Genomic DNA, 17,345 nt, shown 5'->3' with positions numbered 1-17,345 from the left:
TTTACCTGTTTTTTAAGGTAAAAAAACCTAATTTTGCAACACTTATAGCAATTCATACATAATGGATAATTTATCTTATCTCAACGGCGCAAATGCCGAATACATAGAATCCTTATACCAGTCTTATAAACAAGATCCTAATTCCGTTGAATTTGGTTGGCAAAAGTTTTTTGAAGGCTTTGATTTTGGAAGAGGATCTTCAGGAACATCTGTTAGTTCTGAAACCCCGGAGCATTTTTTAAAAGAAATTAATGTTCTTAATTTAATTAACGGGTATCGCCAGCGTGGTCACCTGTTTACCCAAACTAATCCGGTAAGGGAAAGACGCCATCATTTACCTACTTTGGATATGGAAAACTTTGGATTAACAAAGGCAGACCTTGACACTGTATTTAATTCTGGAATTGAGATTGGTATTGGAGCGGCCAAACTGAGTGATATAATTGATTTTTTAAAGCAAACTTATTGCCGTTCTATTGGTGCTGAATATAAGTATGTACGTACTCCTGAAGTTCTTTCGTGGATTGAAAATAAAATGGAGAGCGTACGTAATACTCCAAATTTCTCTATTGATGAGAAAAGAAGGATATTAAAGAAATTGAATGAGGCGGTTAGTTTTGAGAATTTCCTTGGAACTAAGTTTCTTGGTCAGAAGCGTTTTTCTCTTGAAGGTGCTGAAGCTTTAATACCTGCCCTGGATTCGGTAATTGAGAAAGGTGCAGAACTTGGAATTGAAGAGTTTGTAATTGGTATGGCACACAGAGGGCGCTTAAACGTTCTTGCCAATATCATGCAGAAAACCTATAAGGATATCTTTGCTGAATTTGAAGGTAAAGGTTACAGTGCTGAATCTCCTTTTGGAGGTGATGTGAAATACCACCTTGGTTACTCAACTGACGTAACTACAAATAATGGTAGTAGTGTGCATTTGAGTTTATGCCCTAACCCGTCTCACCTGGAAACAGTGAATGGCGTGGTAGAAGGTATGACCAGATCTAAAATTGACTTTAAGTACGGTGGCGACAATGCGCGCATTGCACCGATTTTAATACATGGTGATGCTTCTGTAGCGGGACAGGGTATTGTTTATGAAGTAATTCAGATGGCTGGTTTGGATGGTTATAAAACCGGTGGTACAATTCACCTGATTATTAACAACCAGATTGGTTTTACTACAAACTATAAAGATGGCCGTACCAGTACTTATTGTACTGATATTGCTAAAGTAACCCTATCGCCGGTATTTCATGTGAATGGTGATGACCCTGAGGCTTTAGTATATGCCATTAATTTAGCAATGGAATATCGTCAGAAATATAGAAATGATGTATTCATTGATATATTATGTTACCGCAGATTTGGCCACAATGAGGCTGATGAGCCTAAGTTCACCCAACCACTTCTATACAAAAGTATAGAGAAACATGCTAATCCACGTGATATTTATATTCAGCAATTGATTGGTGAGGGTAAACTTGAAGCGAGTTTGGCTAAGGAAATGGAGAAAGAGTTCCGTGGTATATTGCAGGAACGCTTAAATGAGGCTAAAGAAATAACTTCTACATATCATGAGGTGAAATTTGGCGGTGCATGGTCAGACATGCGTTTAGCTACACCTAAAGATTTTGAAACTTCGCCAAATACTTCTGTTAAAAAATCAACATTGCTTGAAGTTGCTAAAAGAATAAGTACGCTTCCATCAAATAAAAAGTTCTTCAAGAAAATAGAGAAACTTTTTGATGAGCGGAGTAAAATGGCCAATACTACTCATGTATTCGATTGGGCAATGGGTGAGCAACTGGCTTATGGTACTTTGTTAGCTGAAGGAAAAAGAGTGCGTTTAAGTGGTCAGGATGTTGAACGCGGAACATTCTCGCACAGACATGCGGTTATTACTCTTGAAGATTCTGAGGAAGAATATATCCCATTGGCAAATATTTCTGACCAGCAAGCTCCTTTTGATATTTACAATTCGCATTTATCTGAGTATGGTGTGTTGGGCTTTGAATATGGTTATGCAATGGCTAATCCTAATGCGCTTACCATTTGGGAAGCCCAGTTTGGTGACTTCTTTAACGGGGCTCAGATTGTTGTAGATCAGTATATTGCAAGTGCTGAAACTAAATGGCAACGCGAAAATGGTTTGGTAATGTTATTGCCTCATGGTTATGAAGGACAAGGGCCGGAGCACTCATCTGCAAGGATTGAGCGTTTTATGGAGCTTTGTGCTGATTATAATATGCAGGTAGCTAACTGTACAACTCCAGCTAACTTTTTCCACGCATTACGCAGACAGTTTAAACGTGATTTCAGAAAGCCTTTGGTAGTGTTTACGCCAAAAAGTTTATTGCGTAACCCTCAGTGTGTTTCGAAGCTTACTGAGTTTACCGATGGTAAATTCCAGGAGGTTATTAACGATGAAAATGTTAATGCAACTGATGTTAGAAGGGTATTATTCTGTTCGGGTAAGATCTATTATGAGTTGTTGGAAAAACAACAAAAAGATCAGATCAAGGATGTTGCTATTGTTCGTGTGGAGCAGCTTTATCCAACTCCGTTGGAACAAATGGAAACCGTGTATAAGAAATACAAAAATGCTAAGGAGGCAGTTTGGGTACAGGAAGAGCCTGAGAATATGGGCGCATGGCCATATTTGTTACGTAAATTAAGAAGAACTATCTTTAGTGATATTGAACTGATTTCAAGAAAAGAAAGCAGTAGTACTGCCACTGGATTTGCAAAACAACATGCAGATCAACAGGCATATATTTTAGCAAAAGCTTTTGAAGCACCTGTTACTGAAACAGAGAAAAAGATTGCTAAAAAATCAGTGAACAAAGTTTATAATGTAGATTAGAAAAAATAATACATCAGTTATGAGTATAGAAATAAAAGTTCCGCCAGTAGGCGAGTCGATAACCGAAGTTGTTTTATCACGTTGGGTAAAAAACGATGGGGATGTAGTTGAAATGGACGAAGTAATTGCCGAATTGGAATCTGATAAGGCAACGTTTGAATTAACTGCAGAACAAGCCGGAACTTTAAAAACAGTAGCTGCCGAAGGTGATACACTTGCCATTGGTGCTGTAGTTTGTAAAATTGAAGATGGTGGTGCTGCACCTAAAGCTAAAGAAGAACCTGCTAAGGAAGAAAAACCTGCTGCTACTGCAGATAAAGCCGCTGTTCCGGTTGCTGAAAAAGGTGGTGAGAATTATGCTACAGGTACTCCTTCGCCAGCTGCAGGAAAAATCCTTGCTGAGAAAGGCGTTGATGCTGCTTCTGTAAAAGGAACTGGTGTTGATGGAAGAATTACTAAGGAAGATGCATTGGCTGCTGAGAAATCTCAACCAAAAACTGCTGCTCCTGCTGCTGCTAAAGCTGCTCCTGTTATAGCTGCTGTTGCAGGTTCTAGAAATGAGCGCAGAGAGAAAATGTCGCCATTGCGTAAAACAGTTGCTAAACGTTTGGTTACTGTTAAAAATGAAACTGCAATGTTGACTACATTTAATGAGGTTAACATGAAGCCGATTATGGATTTAAGAGGCAAATATAAAGATCAGTTTAAAGAGAAATTTGGTGTAGGCTTAGGCTTTATGAGTTTCTTTACTAAAGCTGTTTGCGAGGCGTTAAAAGATTTCCCTGCAGTAAATGCTAAAATTGACGGTGAGGAAATAGTTTATAATGACTTTGCTGATATCTCTATCGCTGTTTCTGCGCCTAAAGGATTGGTTGTTCCGATCATTAGAAATGCAGAAAGCATGAGCCTTGCTCAGATTGAGAAAACTGTTATTGAGCTTGCTACTAAAGCTCGTGATAGCAAATTGACTATTGATGAAATGACAGGAGGTACATTCACAATTACAAATGGTGGTGTGTTTGGATCTATGATGTCTACTCCAATTATTAATGCTCCTCAGTCAGCAATTTTAGGTATGCACAATATTATTGAACGTCCGGTAGCTGAAAAGGGAGAGGTGGTAATTCGCCCGATGATGTACGTAGCTTTATCTTATGACCACAGAATTATTGATGGTAGAGAGTCGGTAGGCTTTTTGGTAAGGGTTAAACAATTATTGGAAGATCCAGCCAGATTATTGTTAGGAGTTTAAGAACTTAAACGATATAGAAAAACCCCAATGTTTTTAAGCATTGGGGTTTTTTATTTAATTGCGTGTTTGTTTATATCTTTCTAACGCCTCCAGATCCAGATACGGATTTCTGAATTGTAGGATTGCCTGAATAGCTTATATTTCCTGATCCGCTTATTGCGGCATCAATGCTTTTTTGTGCATCAATGTAAATATTTCCAGAGCCGCTTACATGGGCTGAAATGGTTTCTACTGAGAAATTCTTTCCAGAGAATGTACCTGAACCACTAATAGCAATTTCTGAACTCTTGGCTTTTCCATTAATTGACAAGTCTCCGGAACCACTGATTGCACCCTCGAAGCTATTTACGCTAGCTGAGGCTTTGATGTTTCCAGAGCCACTTACAGCAACACTTAATGAAGAAGAATTGATTGTTCCTTCAACATCTATACTTCCTGAACCACCCAGTCCCAATGATGTGATCTTTTTTGCTGTGATATAGGCTGTTATTTTTGCGTTTTTGAATTTCTTAAACCAATCGTTCCATTTCGTTTTTGGTTTAATGGTTAGCACACCATTTTTTACTTCAGTAATAAGGTTTTCTATAGCCTCCTGATCGCCTTCCAGTCTAAGACTTTCTGTGTTCCCAAGCTTAACTTTTGCGTTAATAGAACCGCCAATTTCGATACCTGTAAAATTGCTTACCTGTCTCTGTTGGTTTGAATGGTAGGTAGCGCTGGTAGTACTTAGGTTAGAAGCCTTACTTGTCACTCCGACTGCTAAGAATGCCAGGATTAATATTGAACTTAGTTTTTTCATTTTGTTTAGGTTTTTCTATAAGACGCAGAGAAATGGAATTAGTTGCACTATTTTAGAAATTTCTATGATTTTTTAAGTTTAATATAGAAGTTACGGTCTGCTTTAAAAGTATTTTCTGTTATGCCTTTGCCTAATTCAGCCGTTTTCCATTGCATTGAGGGGTGCAAAAGCGAAAAAGCACCTTCTTTTAGGGTTACTTTAACAGGCATGTCAAAGTTCTTTACATCTGCCAGCCAACGGTAAGATAATTTTGAACCTTCAATTTTATATTCTAAAGTAGGGATATTGGCATAACGTAGGTACTGGTCAAATATCTTGTCCAACTTTAGGCCAGATTGCTTTGCGATGTAGTTTTCTACTTGCTTAGTGGTAACTGTTTTATGATAAAATACTTTGTTTAAACCCCTCAATATGTTCCTGAACTTCTCGTCATTGTTGATCAGTTGACGGATGATATGGATCATATTTGCTCCTTTGTAATACATATCGCCCGATCCTTCTTTGTTAACATCGTATTGCCCAATGATTGGAATGTCGTTCTGGATATTGCGTCTGATGCCTACAACATAATCTGTTCCGGCTTCTTTTCCATGTTCAGATTCTGTAAACAGGGTTTCAGAGTAGTTTGTAAATGCTTCATGAATCCACATGTCAGCTATATCTGTGGAGGTGATATTGTTTCCAAACCACTCGTGTCCGCTTTCGTGAATAGTAATGAAATCGAATTTTAAACCCCAGCCTGAATCTGATAAATCTCTTCCGAGATAGCCCATTTTAAATTGATTGCCATAGGCTACTGCACTTTGATGCTCCATACCTAAATGAGGGGATTGTACAAGCTTATAACCATCTTCATAAAACGGATAAGGGCCAAACCAGTGCTCAAAAGATTTTAGCATAGGTTTTACATCTGCATTCCAGTGGGGCCTTGCTTTAAGGCTATCTTCCTTAAGTGCCCAGTAGTCAATAGATAAGTTGCCTTTTTCGCCCTGAAACTGATCAGACCAGTGGACATACTTGCCAACATAAAAGGTCACATTATAGTTATTTATTGGGTTGGCTACAAACCAATTATACTGGGTGTAGTTGTCCGGTTTTTGAACTATGTTTCTTAATCGGCCATTGGAAATATCCTGAAGGTCTTTAGGTACGCTGATACTGATCAGCATGCTATCAACCTCATCGCTTTGGTGGTCTTTGTTGGGCCACCAGCAGCTTGCACCAAAGCCCTGGCAGGCTACAGAAACCCAAGGATTGCCAGATTTATCTTTAGTGAAAATAAAACCCCCATCCCATGGCGGATTCTTTGCAATTACCGGACTGCCGGAATAGTATACAGTGAAACTTTCTTTTGCTCCTTTTTTAATTTCTTTAGGAAAGGTTACGAATACAGCATTGAATTCTCTTTTGAAAGGTAGTTCTTCATTATTAAAAACTACTTTCTCGACATTAAGATTATAGAACAGGTCAAATTGTAGTTTGCTGAAGTTTTGAGTTGCAGTAAATCTAAATTCATTACTTCCACTTATGGATTTATCATCTATATTGATTTTAACATCCAGGTGATAGTAATTAATATTATAACAGGTTCTTAATGGGGTAAGAGCGCCTCTAAGACTATCGGCCCTTGAAGATTTCTGGACTCCGTTAAGTAGCTGTGCTTTTGCAAAAGTTATTACACAAAGCATGGCAATGGTGCTGAATAATAGCTTCTTCATTTACTTATTGTTTTAATACGGTTACACTTAGTGAAGAAGAGTTATGTACATCATGGAATATGCGATGAGTGGCCTTTTGGAAATCAGCTGGCTCGGCCTGATAGATGTCCATAAATTTTTGAGGATTTCTATCGGCAAGCGGGAACCATGAATTTTGTATCTGTATCATAATCCTATGGCCTTTTTTAAAGGTGTGGGCAACATCAGGAAGAGTGTAGTTGATCTTAGTGATTTCTCCGGGATTAATTGCTTCTGGTTTTTCAAAGCTGTTACGATATTTTCCGCGCATAATTTCTCCGCGAACCAGCATTTGGTAGCCACCCATGATCAGATCTTTTGGATTTGGTGTAGGATTTGGGGAATTTTCTGGATAAACATCGATTAGTTTAACTACATAATCCGCGTCTGAACCTGTTGTAGATACAACAAGATTGGCTAGTAGGGGGCCGGTTAGCGTAATGTCTTCGGTTAATGTATCAGTTTGGTATACTTTAACATCTGGCCTGCGGGCAGCGAAGCGTTGATCATCGATCATATATTCTCGTGTTCTTCTGGCCTGAACTCCATCCTGATACGGAACAGGACTATTAGGGTCGCTAACGTATTCATCCCAGCTATCTGTTCTTTTAACTTTTTCAAAGCTCAGTTTTCCGTTAGGCTGTAAATACAGGTTTTTAGTTTCAGTATCCTTAGGTGGCCATGTATTAAATTTTTTCCATTCATTGCTGCCAGTTACAAATATATTTGCCTCTGCAGCATTAAAATCGCCCTCGCCTTTAAGGTAATGTTTGAAGAAAGGAAGTTCAAAATTTTCCTGATAATATGTGCTCGTAGTTTGTCCGAATTGAATATCGCCAAAGCTGCTTCCTGTACTACGTACCCAACCACCATGATACCAAGGGCCCATAACCAGAATGTTATTTGCATTTGGATTCTGCTGCTCAATGGTTTTATACGTTGCAAAGGTGCCATAGGCATCTTCGGCATCGAAGAAACCACCTACAACCATAACGGCCGGTTTTACATTAACTAAATGGGGCTGGATATTTCTTGCCTGCCAAAAGGTATCCAGATTTGGGTGTGCAAAAAGGTCATTCCAGAATTTAATGCTATCGGCAAAGTATTTATCCTTTAGGTTTTTAATTGAACCAGATTCGAGGTAGAAGCGATAGTTGTCTTGAATTGGGAATTGAAAACCTTTTGGGCCTTTATCAGGTGTTATAGGTTTTGGTCTTGGGACACCAAATGTGCTCATAAAGCTAAAAGCATCAGCTACAAACAGAGTTCCATTGTGGTGGAAATCGTCGCCACGAAACCAATCCGTAACAGGTGCCTGTGGCGAAACAGCCTTTAGCGCCGGATGTGCTCCGGGCAGGGATGTGGTGGAGTAAAATCCAGGATAAGAGATGCCATAAATACCTGCTTTACCATTGTTGTTAGCTATGTTTTTTACCAGCCAGTCAATAGTGTCGTAGGTATCGGTACTCTCATCTATATCCTTTTTGCTTTTCTTTTTGGCTACCTGGGGCCTGATGTCATCAAACGTGCCCTCGCTCATCCATTTTCCTCTCACATCCTGATAAACAAATATAAATCCTTCTCTCATCATTGCCGGAAAGTTGCCTAAACTGGTTTTGTATTTGTCGGCTCCGTAAGGCGCTACGGTATACGGCGTTCTGTTGATCAGAAAAGGGTACTTTTTTGTTTTATCTTTTGGAATATAGATCGACGTAAATAATTTCACACCATCTCTCATGGTAATACTACGTTCAATCTTAGTGTAATTTTCTTTTACATATGCTGAGTCTGATTGCTGGGCAAAGACAGATGAGAATGTAAAAATGTGGATAGCAGCAAGCCAAAGGAGTTTAATACGGGCCATTATGGGTTAATAAGTTATAAATAGTAAATATAGTAAATGGAAATGTTTTAGGCTAATAAGTGTCAGATTTTGCCTCAGGTTTACTAACTTTGTTTAATAAAAAAAACCTTTAATATGCAATACGATGTAGTTGTAATTGGCTCGGGCCCGGGCGGTTATGTTGGAGCAATAAGATGTGCCCAATTAGGCCTAAAAACGGCAGTTATAGAAAAATATAAAACTTTTGGTGGAACCTGCTTAAATGTTGGCTGTATTCCATCTAAAGCATTGTTAGATTCTTCGGAGCATTTTCATAATGCTGCTCATACTTTTAAAACCCATGGCATTGATCTTAAAGATTTAAAGGTTGATATGCCGCAGATGATTGCCCGCAAAAATGATGTGGTTGCTCAAAATACTGCAGGTATTCAATATCTTTTCAAAAAGAATAAAATAGATACTTTTGAAGGAGTAGGTTCATTTGTTGATAAGAATACTATAAAAGTTACCAGTGCTGATGGTAAAACTGAAACAGTAACAGCTAAGAATGTAATTATTGCTTCAGGATCTAAACCAACTGCGCTTCCTTTTTTACCTGTTGATAAAAAACGTATCATTACTTCAACTGAAGCTTTGAATATTACTGAAGTGCCAAAGCAAATGATTGTTATTGGTGGTGGTGTAATTGGTTTGGAGTTAGGTTCTGTTTATGCCCGTTTAGGTACAAAAGTCTCAGTTGTTGAGTTTATGCCTTCTATTATCGGTACTATGGATGCTGGTTTGGGTAAAGAGCTACAACGTGTTTTAAAGAAATCTTTAGGCATGGAGTTTTATATGGGTCATAAAGTTACCGGTGCAACTACAAAAGGGAAAAAGGTTACTGTTACAGCAGATAATGCTAAAGGAGAGCAAGTAAAACTTGAAGCTGATTATTGCATTGTTGCTGTAGGACGCACGGCTTATACTGCCGGGTTAGGCTTGGAAAATATAGGTATCCAAACTGAAGAGAGGGGAAATAAAATTCCTGTTAATGAGCATCTTGAGACTTCGGTGCCCGGAGTTTATGCCATTGGTGATGTAATTAAAGGTGCTATGCTTGCGCATAAGGCAGAAGATGAAGGTGTTTATGTAGCTGAGAGATTAGCCGGACAAAAACCACATATCAACTATAACCTTATTCCAGGTGTAGTTTATACCTGGCCAGAAGTTGCTTCTGTAGGTTATACTGAAGAACAATTAAAAGAAAAAGGTGTTCAATATAAAGCAGGTTCATTCCCTTTTAAAGCTAGTGGAAGAGCTAAGGCAAGTATGGATACTGATGGTTTTGTGAAAGTATTGGCTGACGCTAAAACGGATGAAATCCTTGGCGTTCATATGATTGGTCCCCGTGCTGCGGACATGATTGCTGAAGCCGTAGTTGCTATGGAATTCCGTGCCTCTGCAGAGGACATTGCAAGAATTTGCCATGCACACCCAACATATACCGAAGCTATTAAAGAGGCTGCTATGGCCGCTACAGAAAACAGAGCTATACATATTTAATAGGTATAGATTATTAAAAACAAAGGCCTTAGGATATTATTCTAAGGCCTTTGTTTTTAAAGCAGGGTAGGTATCGTATAAGGCTTTTACCGCAATTTCAATAAGCCTTAGATTCTCGTATTGATGGCCATGCTGAACTTCTACATTTATGTAAGGGATGTTTTTTCCCATGGCGTAAACAGATAGGGAGCCATCATCGGGGGCATCAGGTGATTGCAATATCACATTTACCTTTTCTTGTTTTAAACGATTAAATAACTTCAGGTCGGTTACCAGAATAAGATCATCATTATCCATTTCAAAATTGATGAATACGGAATCAGCTGCACTTTCGAGTTCATAACCTTTCAGGTAAGATGAAATGCCAAATCCACCATCTGCATTATTGTGTAGTGTGAAAATGTATCCTAATTTTTTAGGGTTGTAATAGGTAAGGATTAGATTTCCTGTTCGTTCAAGTTGCATTAGAACCTCGTCATTATCTACATTTCCATATTTTACGAGCCCCATAATAATTCCTTCCTGTGTATATATGCTGTTGGGGTCTGTCTGGAAATTAAAACCATCCTTAGAAAATTTAAAGTTTCTGGTACCTCCATACTGACAATCAATAATACTGCCACCATTAAACTGAATGTACTCAAAAGCTGCTTTTACACCAGTATCTTCATCATCGTGTATGGCCAAAAAACTAATCTTTGGTTTTCCATAGCTATATTTTACAAGATTGATGTTTAGATCGTTTAGTGCAATAGCATTTGTATCGGTTACCATTCCTTCAAAAACCGGAGGGTGCTGCGCTTTTATATCGAATAAAAAGCTGCATAGCAGCAGAAGTAATGTTATGTGCTTCAGCATATTTCCTGTAATTACAACAAAACAATTATAATTGTTTTAATTTTTAAAACAAAAAGAGGAACTTTTTAGGGTTCCTCTTTTTGTTGTTATTATAGATTTATAATGCTATTCAGCAAGGTCATACTCCAAAACATCTTTATGGTCGTATGGTTCTTCTAACATTTCATCAATTGTTTTTCCTTTTTTGTTAAACCCTAATTTATCTAATATTATATCAAAGATCAGATAAACTACCGGTACAACAATTAATGTTAAAAACAGTGAACTGGTTAGACCACCAACAATAACCCAGGCTAGTCCATTTTTCCATTCGGCACCGGCACCACTTGCCAGGGCAATTGGTAGCATACCAAAGATCATGGCTATGGTTGTCATTAAGATGGGACGTAAACGTGCGTGGTTAGCTAAAACTAATGCTTCTATTGTCGATTTTCCTTCTGCTTTCATGTGGTTTGTAAAATCGACCAATATAATCGCATTTTTGGCCACCAAACCCATTAGCATAATTAAACCTAAGATGGTGAAAATACCAATTGAATTGTTTGTTAAAGCAAGAGCAAGGAAGGCTCCGATTAATGCAAGTGGTAAAGAGAACATTACTACCAGCGGATAGACAAAGCTATCATATAAAGCCACCATAATTAAATAAACCAAAATTACGGAGGCTAGTAGGGCAATACCTAAAGTACCAAAACCTTCAGCCTGATTTTCCTGATCTCCTGCCCATGCATAACTTACGCCAATTGGAGCTTTTAGCTTACCATTTTTTTGCAGTTCCTCTAACTTCGATTGAAATTCAGCAACTACGGTTCCGGTAGGTCTACCTATTGATTGTGCTTTAACAGATACCGAGGTTGATTTGTTTAAACGCTCTAACTGACTTGGTCCTGAACCTTCAGTAATTGTTGCAAACTGCGATAGTTTAATTTGCGCTCCACTTGCATTTACAAAGATAAGGTTGCGTACATCGTCAACATTTTTTCTGTTAAAATCCTGGTATTGGATATTAATGTCGTACTCGTATTCGCCTTTTCTGTATTTACCATCTGTATTGCCCGCAAAAGCTGTTTGCATGGTAGAACCTACGGTTTGTAATGTTAGTCCAAGTGCTGACATTTTATCCCGATCAACCTGAACATTAATTTCAGGAGTTCCTTTTTCTACAGATAACTTAATCTCTGTTGCACCCGGAATTGTTGCAAGTACTTTTTGTGCACCTTCAGCGTATTTTAATGCGCTATCAAGGTCAGAACCCATTACTACTAATTGTATCGGAGCGTTTTCAGCAATACCCAAAATACTAATTGGTACCGTTTTAACTTTTGCACCAACCAATTCTTTAGAAAGTGCGCGGCTCATTTTGGTTGCAAAAATATCTGATGAGACACCCTCGCGTTCCTTACGTTCAACCAGTTTTACGTTAATCTCCGATTTATAGGCTGTGGCCTGAGTTCCACCGAAATCTCCACTGGCCTGACCTACAGTAGTAATTAACTGTGTGATTTCTGGTTGTTTATCTAAAAATGCTTCTGCTTTTTGTGTGTAAAAGTTTGTTTGCGACAAGGGTGCATCTTTTGGTAATTCAATTTGAATTAAGAACTCGCCTTTATCAGATTTAGGGAAAAACTCTGAACCAATAAAGCCCGCACCAGCTAACCACATTGCCCCAACAAATAATACAACAACCGCTACGATGGTGCGTCTTTTATGATTTAACGACCATGTTAGGATGTTTGTAACCCAATGAGTGAATTTTTTTAATTGTTTTTCAAACCAAAGGATAAAACGGCCGAATGCATTTTTGCCTTCGATGTGCTCTAGTTTACCATATCTTGAGAAAAGTAGGGGCACAATGGTAAATGAAGCTAGTAATGAAAGTAATGTTGCGATAATTACAACCACACAAAACTGACGTAGAATGTTAGATACCAGACCTGTACTTACTGCAATAGGGAAAAATACAACCACAATTACAAGGGTAATGGATACAACTGTAAAACCGATTTCCCGTGTTGCATCAGATGCGGCCCTTACTTTATTTTTGCCCATCTCCATGTGTCGTTGGATATTTTCCAGAACCACAATAGCGTCATCTACAAGAATACCAACCACAAGAGATAGTCCTAATAAGGACATCAGGTTCAAAGTAAAGCCAAATAGGCTAATACCAATAAACGTTGCAATTAATGATGCTGGAATGGATACCATTACAATTAATGCATTACGTAAACTATGTAGGAAGAATAGCATTACAAATGCTACCAGTACAACTGCCAGAATTAAATCGTGAATAACGGCATCCGCAGACTCTAAAGTGAAGATAGAGCTGTCGTTAACAATTTTAATGTTAAGTTTATTTGCAGCGTATTCTACTTTTAGTTTCTCAATGATTTTATGCACACCTTTACTTACTTCTACCGCATTTGCATCACTCTGTTTGATGATTTGTATGGCAATTGCACCTTTTCTGTCAATACGCGCCAGTTTTTCAGTTTCTTTTTTAGAGTCTTGTACGTCGGCAACGTCACCCAAACGAATTTGTGCGCCATCTTTTGAAGTTGTTAAAACAAGGTTCCTTAACTCATCAAGATTCCTGTATTTACCAGATAAACGAATTAAAACGTCTTGATTTTCTGTTTTAACACTTCCGGTAGGGAAGTCTAGGTTTGAACTTAAAATCATCTGCTGCACTTGAGGTACAGAAAGCTTGTAGCCTTGTAATTTATCTGCATCTAATGAAACCTGGATTTCTCTTTCAGATCCACCAATAAGGTTAACCTGTGCAATCCCGCTAACCCTGGAAATAACCGGGGCAATTCTTTGATCAATTAAATCGTAGAAGTTAATATCATCCATGTCTGCAGAAGCTGACATCGTGATTACCGGTAAGTCATCTAAAGAGAATTTACTTAACGAAGGTGTTTTCACATCTTCAGGTAAATCAGAAAGAATGGCATTTACCTTACGTTGAGCATCATTTAATGAAATATCAATGTTGGCTGCATCAGTTAACGTAATTGTAACTGTTGATAAACTCTCAAATGAAACAGCGTTTATTTTTTTGATGTTCTCCATTGATGATACCGCATCTTCAATTTTCTTAGTTACGGTATTTTCAACCTCAGAAGGAGAGGCTCCGGGATAAATGGTTGAAATAGATACAACGTTGTTTGAGAATTTTGGTAATAACTCATAGCCCAACGAAAAGTAACTTAATAGCCCTAATAGAGTAAGCGCGGTAAATACCACAATTACCAGGGAGGGCCTTTTTATCGATATGTCTGTTATCTTCATTTTCTTTTTTTATTGCGTGTTGCGATTGGCAATCGCGATCATTAACTTATTTTACAATGCTTACAGGAGTGCCTTCAGCCAAGTTAATCTGTCCGCTTGTAATTACAGTTTCTCCTTCATTAAGTCCATCAAGGATTTCAACAGAATCGCCTAGAATACGGCCTGCAATTACCTGACGGATTTTAGAAGTATTGTTTGCTTTATCTAACACAAATACCTGATTGCTACTTACACTGCCCACAAAAGCAGTACGTGGGACTAAAATGCCTGGAGCCTGCTTAGGGAAGTTGAATACAGCTGTTCCGTACATTCCGGCTTTTAAGCTGGTTTTTGCATTGTTGTCTACTTCAATTTCGATAGGGAAGTTTAACGTTTCATCGGCCTTTGCTGCAATGAAAGTAACTTTACCATTGAATTTGTCTGTCGGAAAAACAGAAGATTTGATGTCAATCTTATCTCCGATTTTTAGGTTAGCAACCTGCGATTCGTTAACGTTTACCCTAAGTTTTAATTTAGAAACATCTACTATCTCAAATAACTGAGTTCCTTGCGTGTTTACGAATGCCCCAACTTCAATGTATCTTTTATTAATTATACCAGTAATTGGCGCTTTAATGTTGGCATCACTTACTTTACGTTGTGAGGCTTGCAAGCGTAGTTTTGCATTTTGAGTTGCTAATTTAGCCTGATCCAATTGCTGTTGGGTTACACCACCAGTTTCATATGAGCTTTGGTATCTGGCTTCGTCTCGCAATGCATTTTGATAGTTTGCTGCTGCTGTTTCTTTATCAGTATTGATAATTTCAGCATCAACACGGGCTAAAACTTGTCCTTTAGTTACATGATCACCTTCATCTACATAGATTTTACTTACCCTGCCAGCATTTTCTGAAAGGAAGTTTAATTCTTGTTTAGGTACAAAGTTTCCATTGGCAACAAAGTCAAGGTCAACTACTTTCTTCTCGACCGTTGCAATTCGAACAGCTACAGCGCCACCACCTTGTGCAATGAAAGCCGTTTTTGCTTCGTTTTTCTTTTTATTGTTGCTTAAAACATAAGCTATTCCGCCAAGGGCGACAACAATTACAACAATTATAATAATTACTCTTTTCATTTCTATTTTGCTAGCGATTTAATATTTCCGTTCGATTTGATTAATTGTATTTCGGCTATTTTGTAATTTAATAGAGCCTGTATATAGCTATTTTGAGCCTCAGTAAGTGAATTTTCAGTGTCTAATAGATCTGTTAGATTTGCCAAACCATTATTGTAATTGTTTTGGGTACTTCTGTAAATTTCATCTGCCAGTTGTGCATTTTTCTTTTGTGCATTAATTGTATTTATATTATTGCGCAGCTGGATTTTAGCATTTTCATACGCTAAGTTTAATGAATTTACTGATTCTCTTCTATCTTCTTTGGCTTTTCTGATATCAACATCGGCCTGACGGATTTTTGAACGGGTTAAGAATCCATTAAAAATGGGTACTTTTAACGTTAAACCAACCGCCGAAGAGCCAAAACCTATTGCAGTATTGCTTGATTTTAAAAAGTCGAAACTTCCACTTTGGCTTGAATAAGTATAATTACCTGTTAGAGCAAGACTTGGGTAATATTCTGCTACATAAGCTTTGCGTTGCAGGGATAAAAGTTTGTCCTGATTATCTAAAAGTTTAATTTCTGTGCGATTGTCGAAATTAAGTGAGTCTGAAAGTTCGGGCAATTGCGTTACTTCTGTAAGTTCTGTTTTAGGTAAAGTAATGTTTGCACTTACAGGCATACCCATCGAGAATTTTAACTGGTTTTCCAATTGTGTAATGGCATTTAAAATTTGTGAGCGTTGTGTTTCCAAATTGGTAAGGTTAACTTTAATACGATCAACGTCAATTTTTTTAGCCAGACCATTTTTGTACTGATTAGAGATGATGTTTTCAATTACCTTTACGTTTTTAATGTTGGTGTCAATTACATTCATCTGTTGTCTGTTTACCAGAACCTGATAATAATTGCCGGCTACCAACTCTATAATTTGCTCTTCTGTATACTGAGAGGTAAGATTATAGTATTCCTCACTCGATCTGGCAGCTTGTAATCCCGTAAAAACTTGTTGGTTAAACAGTTGTTGAGAAAGTTGCACACCAGCAGTGGAATTCCATTTTTGACCCATCTTAAATGATTGTGTTGTGCCTCCTATATCTGCTACTAATTGACCAATAATAGGGTTGTAAGTTAAACCTGCATTACCTGTAATTTGGGGCAAAGCTTGTGCTCTTACTTCTTGCACTTTATACCTGCCTCCTTCAATGTCCATTTTGGACTTCTTTACTTTTGCGCTGTTTTCGATGGCATAGTTTAGTGCATCTTTTAAGCTAAGCGTTTGTTGTGCACTAACTGTATTTGATAATATCAAACCCAGCAATAAGAGGGGAATTGTTTTTATCTGTTTAATAATAGTGTTCATATGATATAATTAGTAGTCTGTTTATTTTAGTCCTTTAAGGAATATATTCGAAAGATTTATTTGTTTATCTAACATTGCTTTCATCTCTTTTTTGCTTGGCAATAGCTCTTTGTTGCCATGTAAAATACACAGGGAAGTTATTCCGGCTAAACTATCAAGATATAGCTCTGCTATTTTATTTGGATCGGCCAAAGCCAATTCACCTCTATCCATTGCGGCTTTGAAGATGTCTGCATGGAAATTCTCATTTTTCGATTTCATTTTCATGAAATGTTGTCTTAATTCATCAGAATTTAAGGATGAATCCGGGCTGCCTCCAGATAAATGAAGCATATAGTATTTTTGAAAGAAACGATGTTTAACTTCTATGAAGCCGGTCAAACGCTCTTGGATAGACATTTCAGTTAATTTGTCCTTTTCAATAATTTCGAAGTAATCTGAAAATATCTTGTCAATAACTCCAAATACTAAGCTGTTTTTATCAGGGAAATAATAATATAAAGAAGGTTTTGATACTGATAGATCATCGGCGATCTCGTTCATTGTGGTTTTGTTAATTCCATAATGTATAAATCGTTTAATAGCCCCCTCAATTATAGCATCCCTTTTTTTATCAATCTCTACCATTTTACTTTTTTACTTTTTGACTTTTTTATTTCAACAGTCAAAAATACTGCCATTATTTTACTTGAAGAATTTTAGTG

11 protein-coding genes are annotated in these 17,345 nt (G+C 37.7%); 3 read left to right on the top strand and 8 right to left on the bottom strand.

Translation table 11 applies throughout. From position 1 onward, the window contains the following. The first annotated feature begins 61 nt into the window (after positions 1-61). Both CPT03_RS15805 and odhB read left to right on the top strand, forming a co-directional pair. Positions 62-2,857 (top strand): 2-oxoglutarate dehydrogenase E1 component, encoded by a 2,796-nt coding sequence (locus CPT03_RS15805; RefSeq protein ID WP_099439737.1) that lies wholly within the window; start codon positions 62-64, stop codon positions 2,855-2,857. Between the two features lie 19 nt (positions 2,858-2,876). Beyond that, complete coding sequence (odhB, locus tag CPT03_RS15800) at positions 2,877-4,109, top strand: 2-oxoglutarate dehydrogenase complex dihydrolipoyllysine-residue succinyltransferase (RefSeq protein WP_099439736.1); 1,233 nt, start codon at positions 2,877-2,879, stop codon at positions 4,107-4,109. 70 nt (positions 4,110-4,179) lie between these two features. Here the strand turns inward: odhB and CPT03_RS15795 are convergent, their stop codons facing one another. The 3 genes from CPT03_RS15795 to CPT03_RS15785 all read right to left on the bottom strand — a co-directional run bounded on the left by CPT03_RS15795 (position 4,180) and on the right by CPT03_RS15785 (position 8,508). Beyond that, the gene (locus CPT03_RS15795; protein WP_099439735.1) at positions 4,180-4,908 is read right to left on the bottom strand and encodes a head GIN domain-containing protein; all 729 of its coding nucleotides are present in this window, start codon (positions 4,906-4,908) and stop codon (positions 4,180-4,182) included. Positions 4,909-4,970: 62 nt separating this feature from the next. Continuing rightward, positions 4,971-6,626: a M1 family metallopeptidase gene (locus CPT03_RS15790; protein WP_099439734.1), complete on the bottom strand. Its 1,656-nt coding sequence runs from the start codon at positions 6,624-6,626 to the stop codon at positions 4,971-4,973. Positions 6,627-6,630: 4 nt separating this feature from the next. Continuing rightward, positions 6,631-8,508: a CocE/NonD family hydrolase gene (locus CPT03_RS15785; RefSeq protein ID WP_099439733.1), complete on the bottom strand. Its 1,878-nt coding sequence runs from the start codon at positions 8,506-8,508 to the stop codon at positions 6,631-6,633. Between the two features lie 114 nt (positions 8,509-8,622). Here CPT03_RS15785 and lpdA point away from each other — a divergent pair, with 114 nt between their 5' ends. Continuing rightward, a complete protein-coding gene (lpdA, locus tag CPT03_RS15780) occupies positions 8,623-10,029 on the top strand; it encodes a dihydrolipoyl dehydrogenase (RefSeq protein WP_099439732.1) in 1,407 nt (468 codons plus the stop codon). 36 nt (positions 10,030-10,065) lie between these two features. On the opposite strand, the gene CPT03_RS15775 is transcribed toward lpdA, so the two are convergent. The 5 genes from CPT03_RS15775 to CPT03_RS15755 form a co-directional block, all read right to left on the bottom strand. Then, positions 10,066-10,887 carry a hypothetical protein gene (locus CPT03_RS15775; protein ID WP_099439731.1) on the bottom strand — a complete coding sequence of 274 codons (822 nt, stop codon included), beginning with the start codon at positions 10,885-10,887 and terminating at the stop codon, positions 10,066-10,068. A gap of 105 nt (positions 10,888-10,992) precedes the next feature. Next, on the bottom strand, positions 10,993-14,181 hold the full coding sequence (locus CPT03_RS15770) for an efflux RND transporter permease subunit (protein WP_099439730.1): 3,189 nt from the start codon (positions 14,179-14,181) through the stop codon (positions 10,993-10,995). A gap of 46 nt (positions 14,182-14,227) precedes the next feature. Beyond that, positions 14,228-15,295, bottom strand: coding sequence for an efflux RND transporter periplasmic adaptor subunit (locus CPT03_RS15765; protein WP_099439729.1), 1,068 nt, complete (start codon positions 15,293-15,295; stop codon positions 14,228-14,230). 2 nt (positions 15,296-15,297) lie between these two features. Continuing rightward, entirely contained in the window at positions 15,298-16,641 is a 1,344-nt protein-coding gene (locus CPT03_RS15760; protein ID WP_099439728.1) for a TolC family protein, read from the bottom strand. Positions 16,642-16,662: 21 nt separating this feature from the next. Next, a complete protein-coding gene (locus tag CPT03_RS15755) occupies positions 16,663-17,268 on the bottom strand; it encodes a TetR/AcrR family transcriptional regulator (protein ID WP_099439727.1) in 606 nt (201 codons plus the stop codon). Positions 17,269-17,345: the final 77 nt, after the last annotated feature.

The organism is Pedobacter ginsengisoli (genome assembly GCF_002736205.1).
Lineage (GTDB): Bacteria > Bacteroidota > Bacteroidia > Sphingobacteriales > Sphingobacteriaceae > Pedobacter > Pedobacter ginsengisoli_A.
The sequence above is the reverse complement of the archived record's forward strand: the minus strand, read 5'-3'. Positions and strand labels throughout refer to the sequence as shown.

Bases quoted from the DNA above. Each gene is read 5' to 3' on its own strand.
- CPT03_RS15805 (WP_099439737.1), top strand. From the start codon at position 62: ATGGATAATTTATCTTATCTCAACGGCGCAAATGCCGAATACATAGAA.
- odhB (WP_099439736.1), top strand. From the start codon at position 2,877: ATGAGTATAGAAATAAAAGTTCCGCCAGTAGGCGAGTCGATAACCGAA.
- CPT03_RS15795 (WP_099439735.1), bottom strand. From the start codon at position 4,908: ATGAAAAAACTAAGTTCAATATTAATCCTGGCATTCTTAGCAGTCGGA.
- CPT03_RS15790 (WP_099439734.1), bottom strand. From the start codon at position 6,626: ATGAAGAAGCTATTATTCAGCACCATTGCCATGCTTTGTGTAATAACT.
- CPT03_RS15785 (WP_099439733.1), bottom strand. From the start codon at position 8,508: ATGGCCCGTATTAAACTCCTTTGGCTTGCTGCTATCCACATTTTTACA.
- lpdA (WP_099439732.1), top strand. From the start codon at position 8,623: ATGCAATACGATGTAGTTGTAATTGGCTCGGGCCCGGGCGGTTATGTT.
- CPT03_RS15775 (WP_099439731.1), bottom strand. From the start codon at position 10,887: ATGCTGAAGCACATAACATTACTTCTGCTGCTATGCAGCTTTTTATTC.
- CPT03_RS15770 (WP_099439730.1), bottom strand. From the start codon at position 14,181: ATGAAGATAACAGACATATCGATAAAAAGGCCCTCCCTGGTAATTGTG.
- CPT03_RS15765 (WP_099439729.1), bottom strand. From the start codon at position 15,295: ATGAAAAGAGTAATTATTATAATTGTTGTAATTGTTGTCGCCCTTGGC.
- CPT03_RS15760 (WP_099439728.1), bottom strand. From the start codon at position 16,641: ATGAACACTATTATTAAACAGATAAAAACAATTCCCCTCTTATTGCTG.
- CPT03_RS15755 (WP_099439727.1), bottom strand. From the start codon at position 17,268: ATGGTAGAGATTGATAAAAAAAGGGATGCTATAATTGAGGGGGCTATT.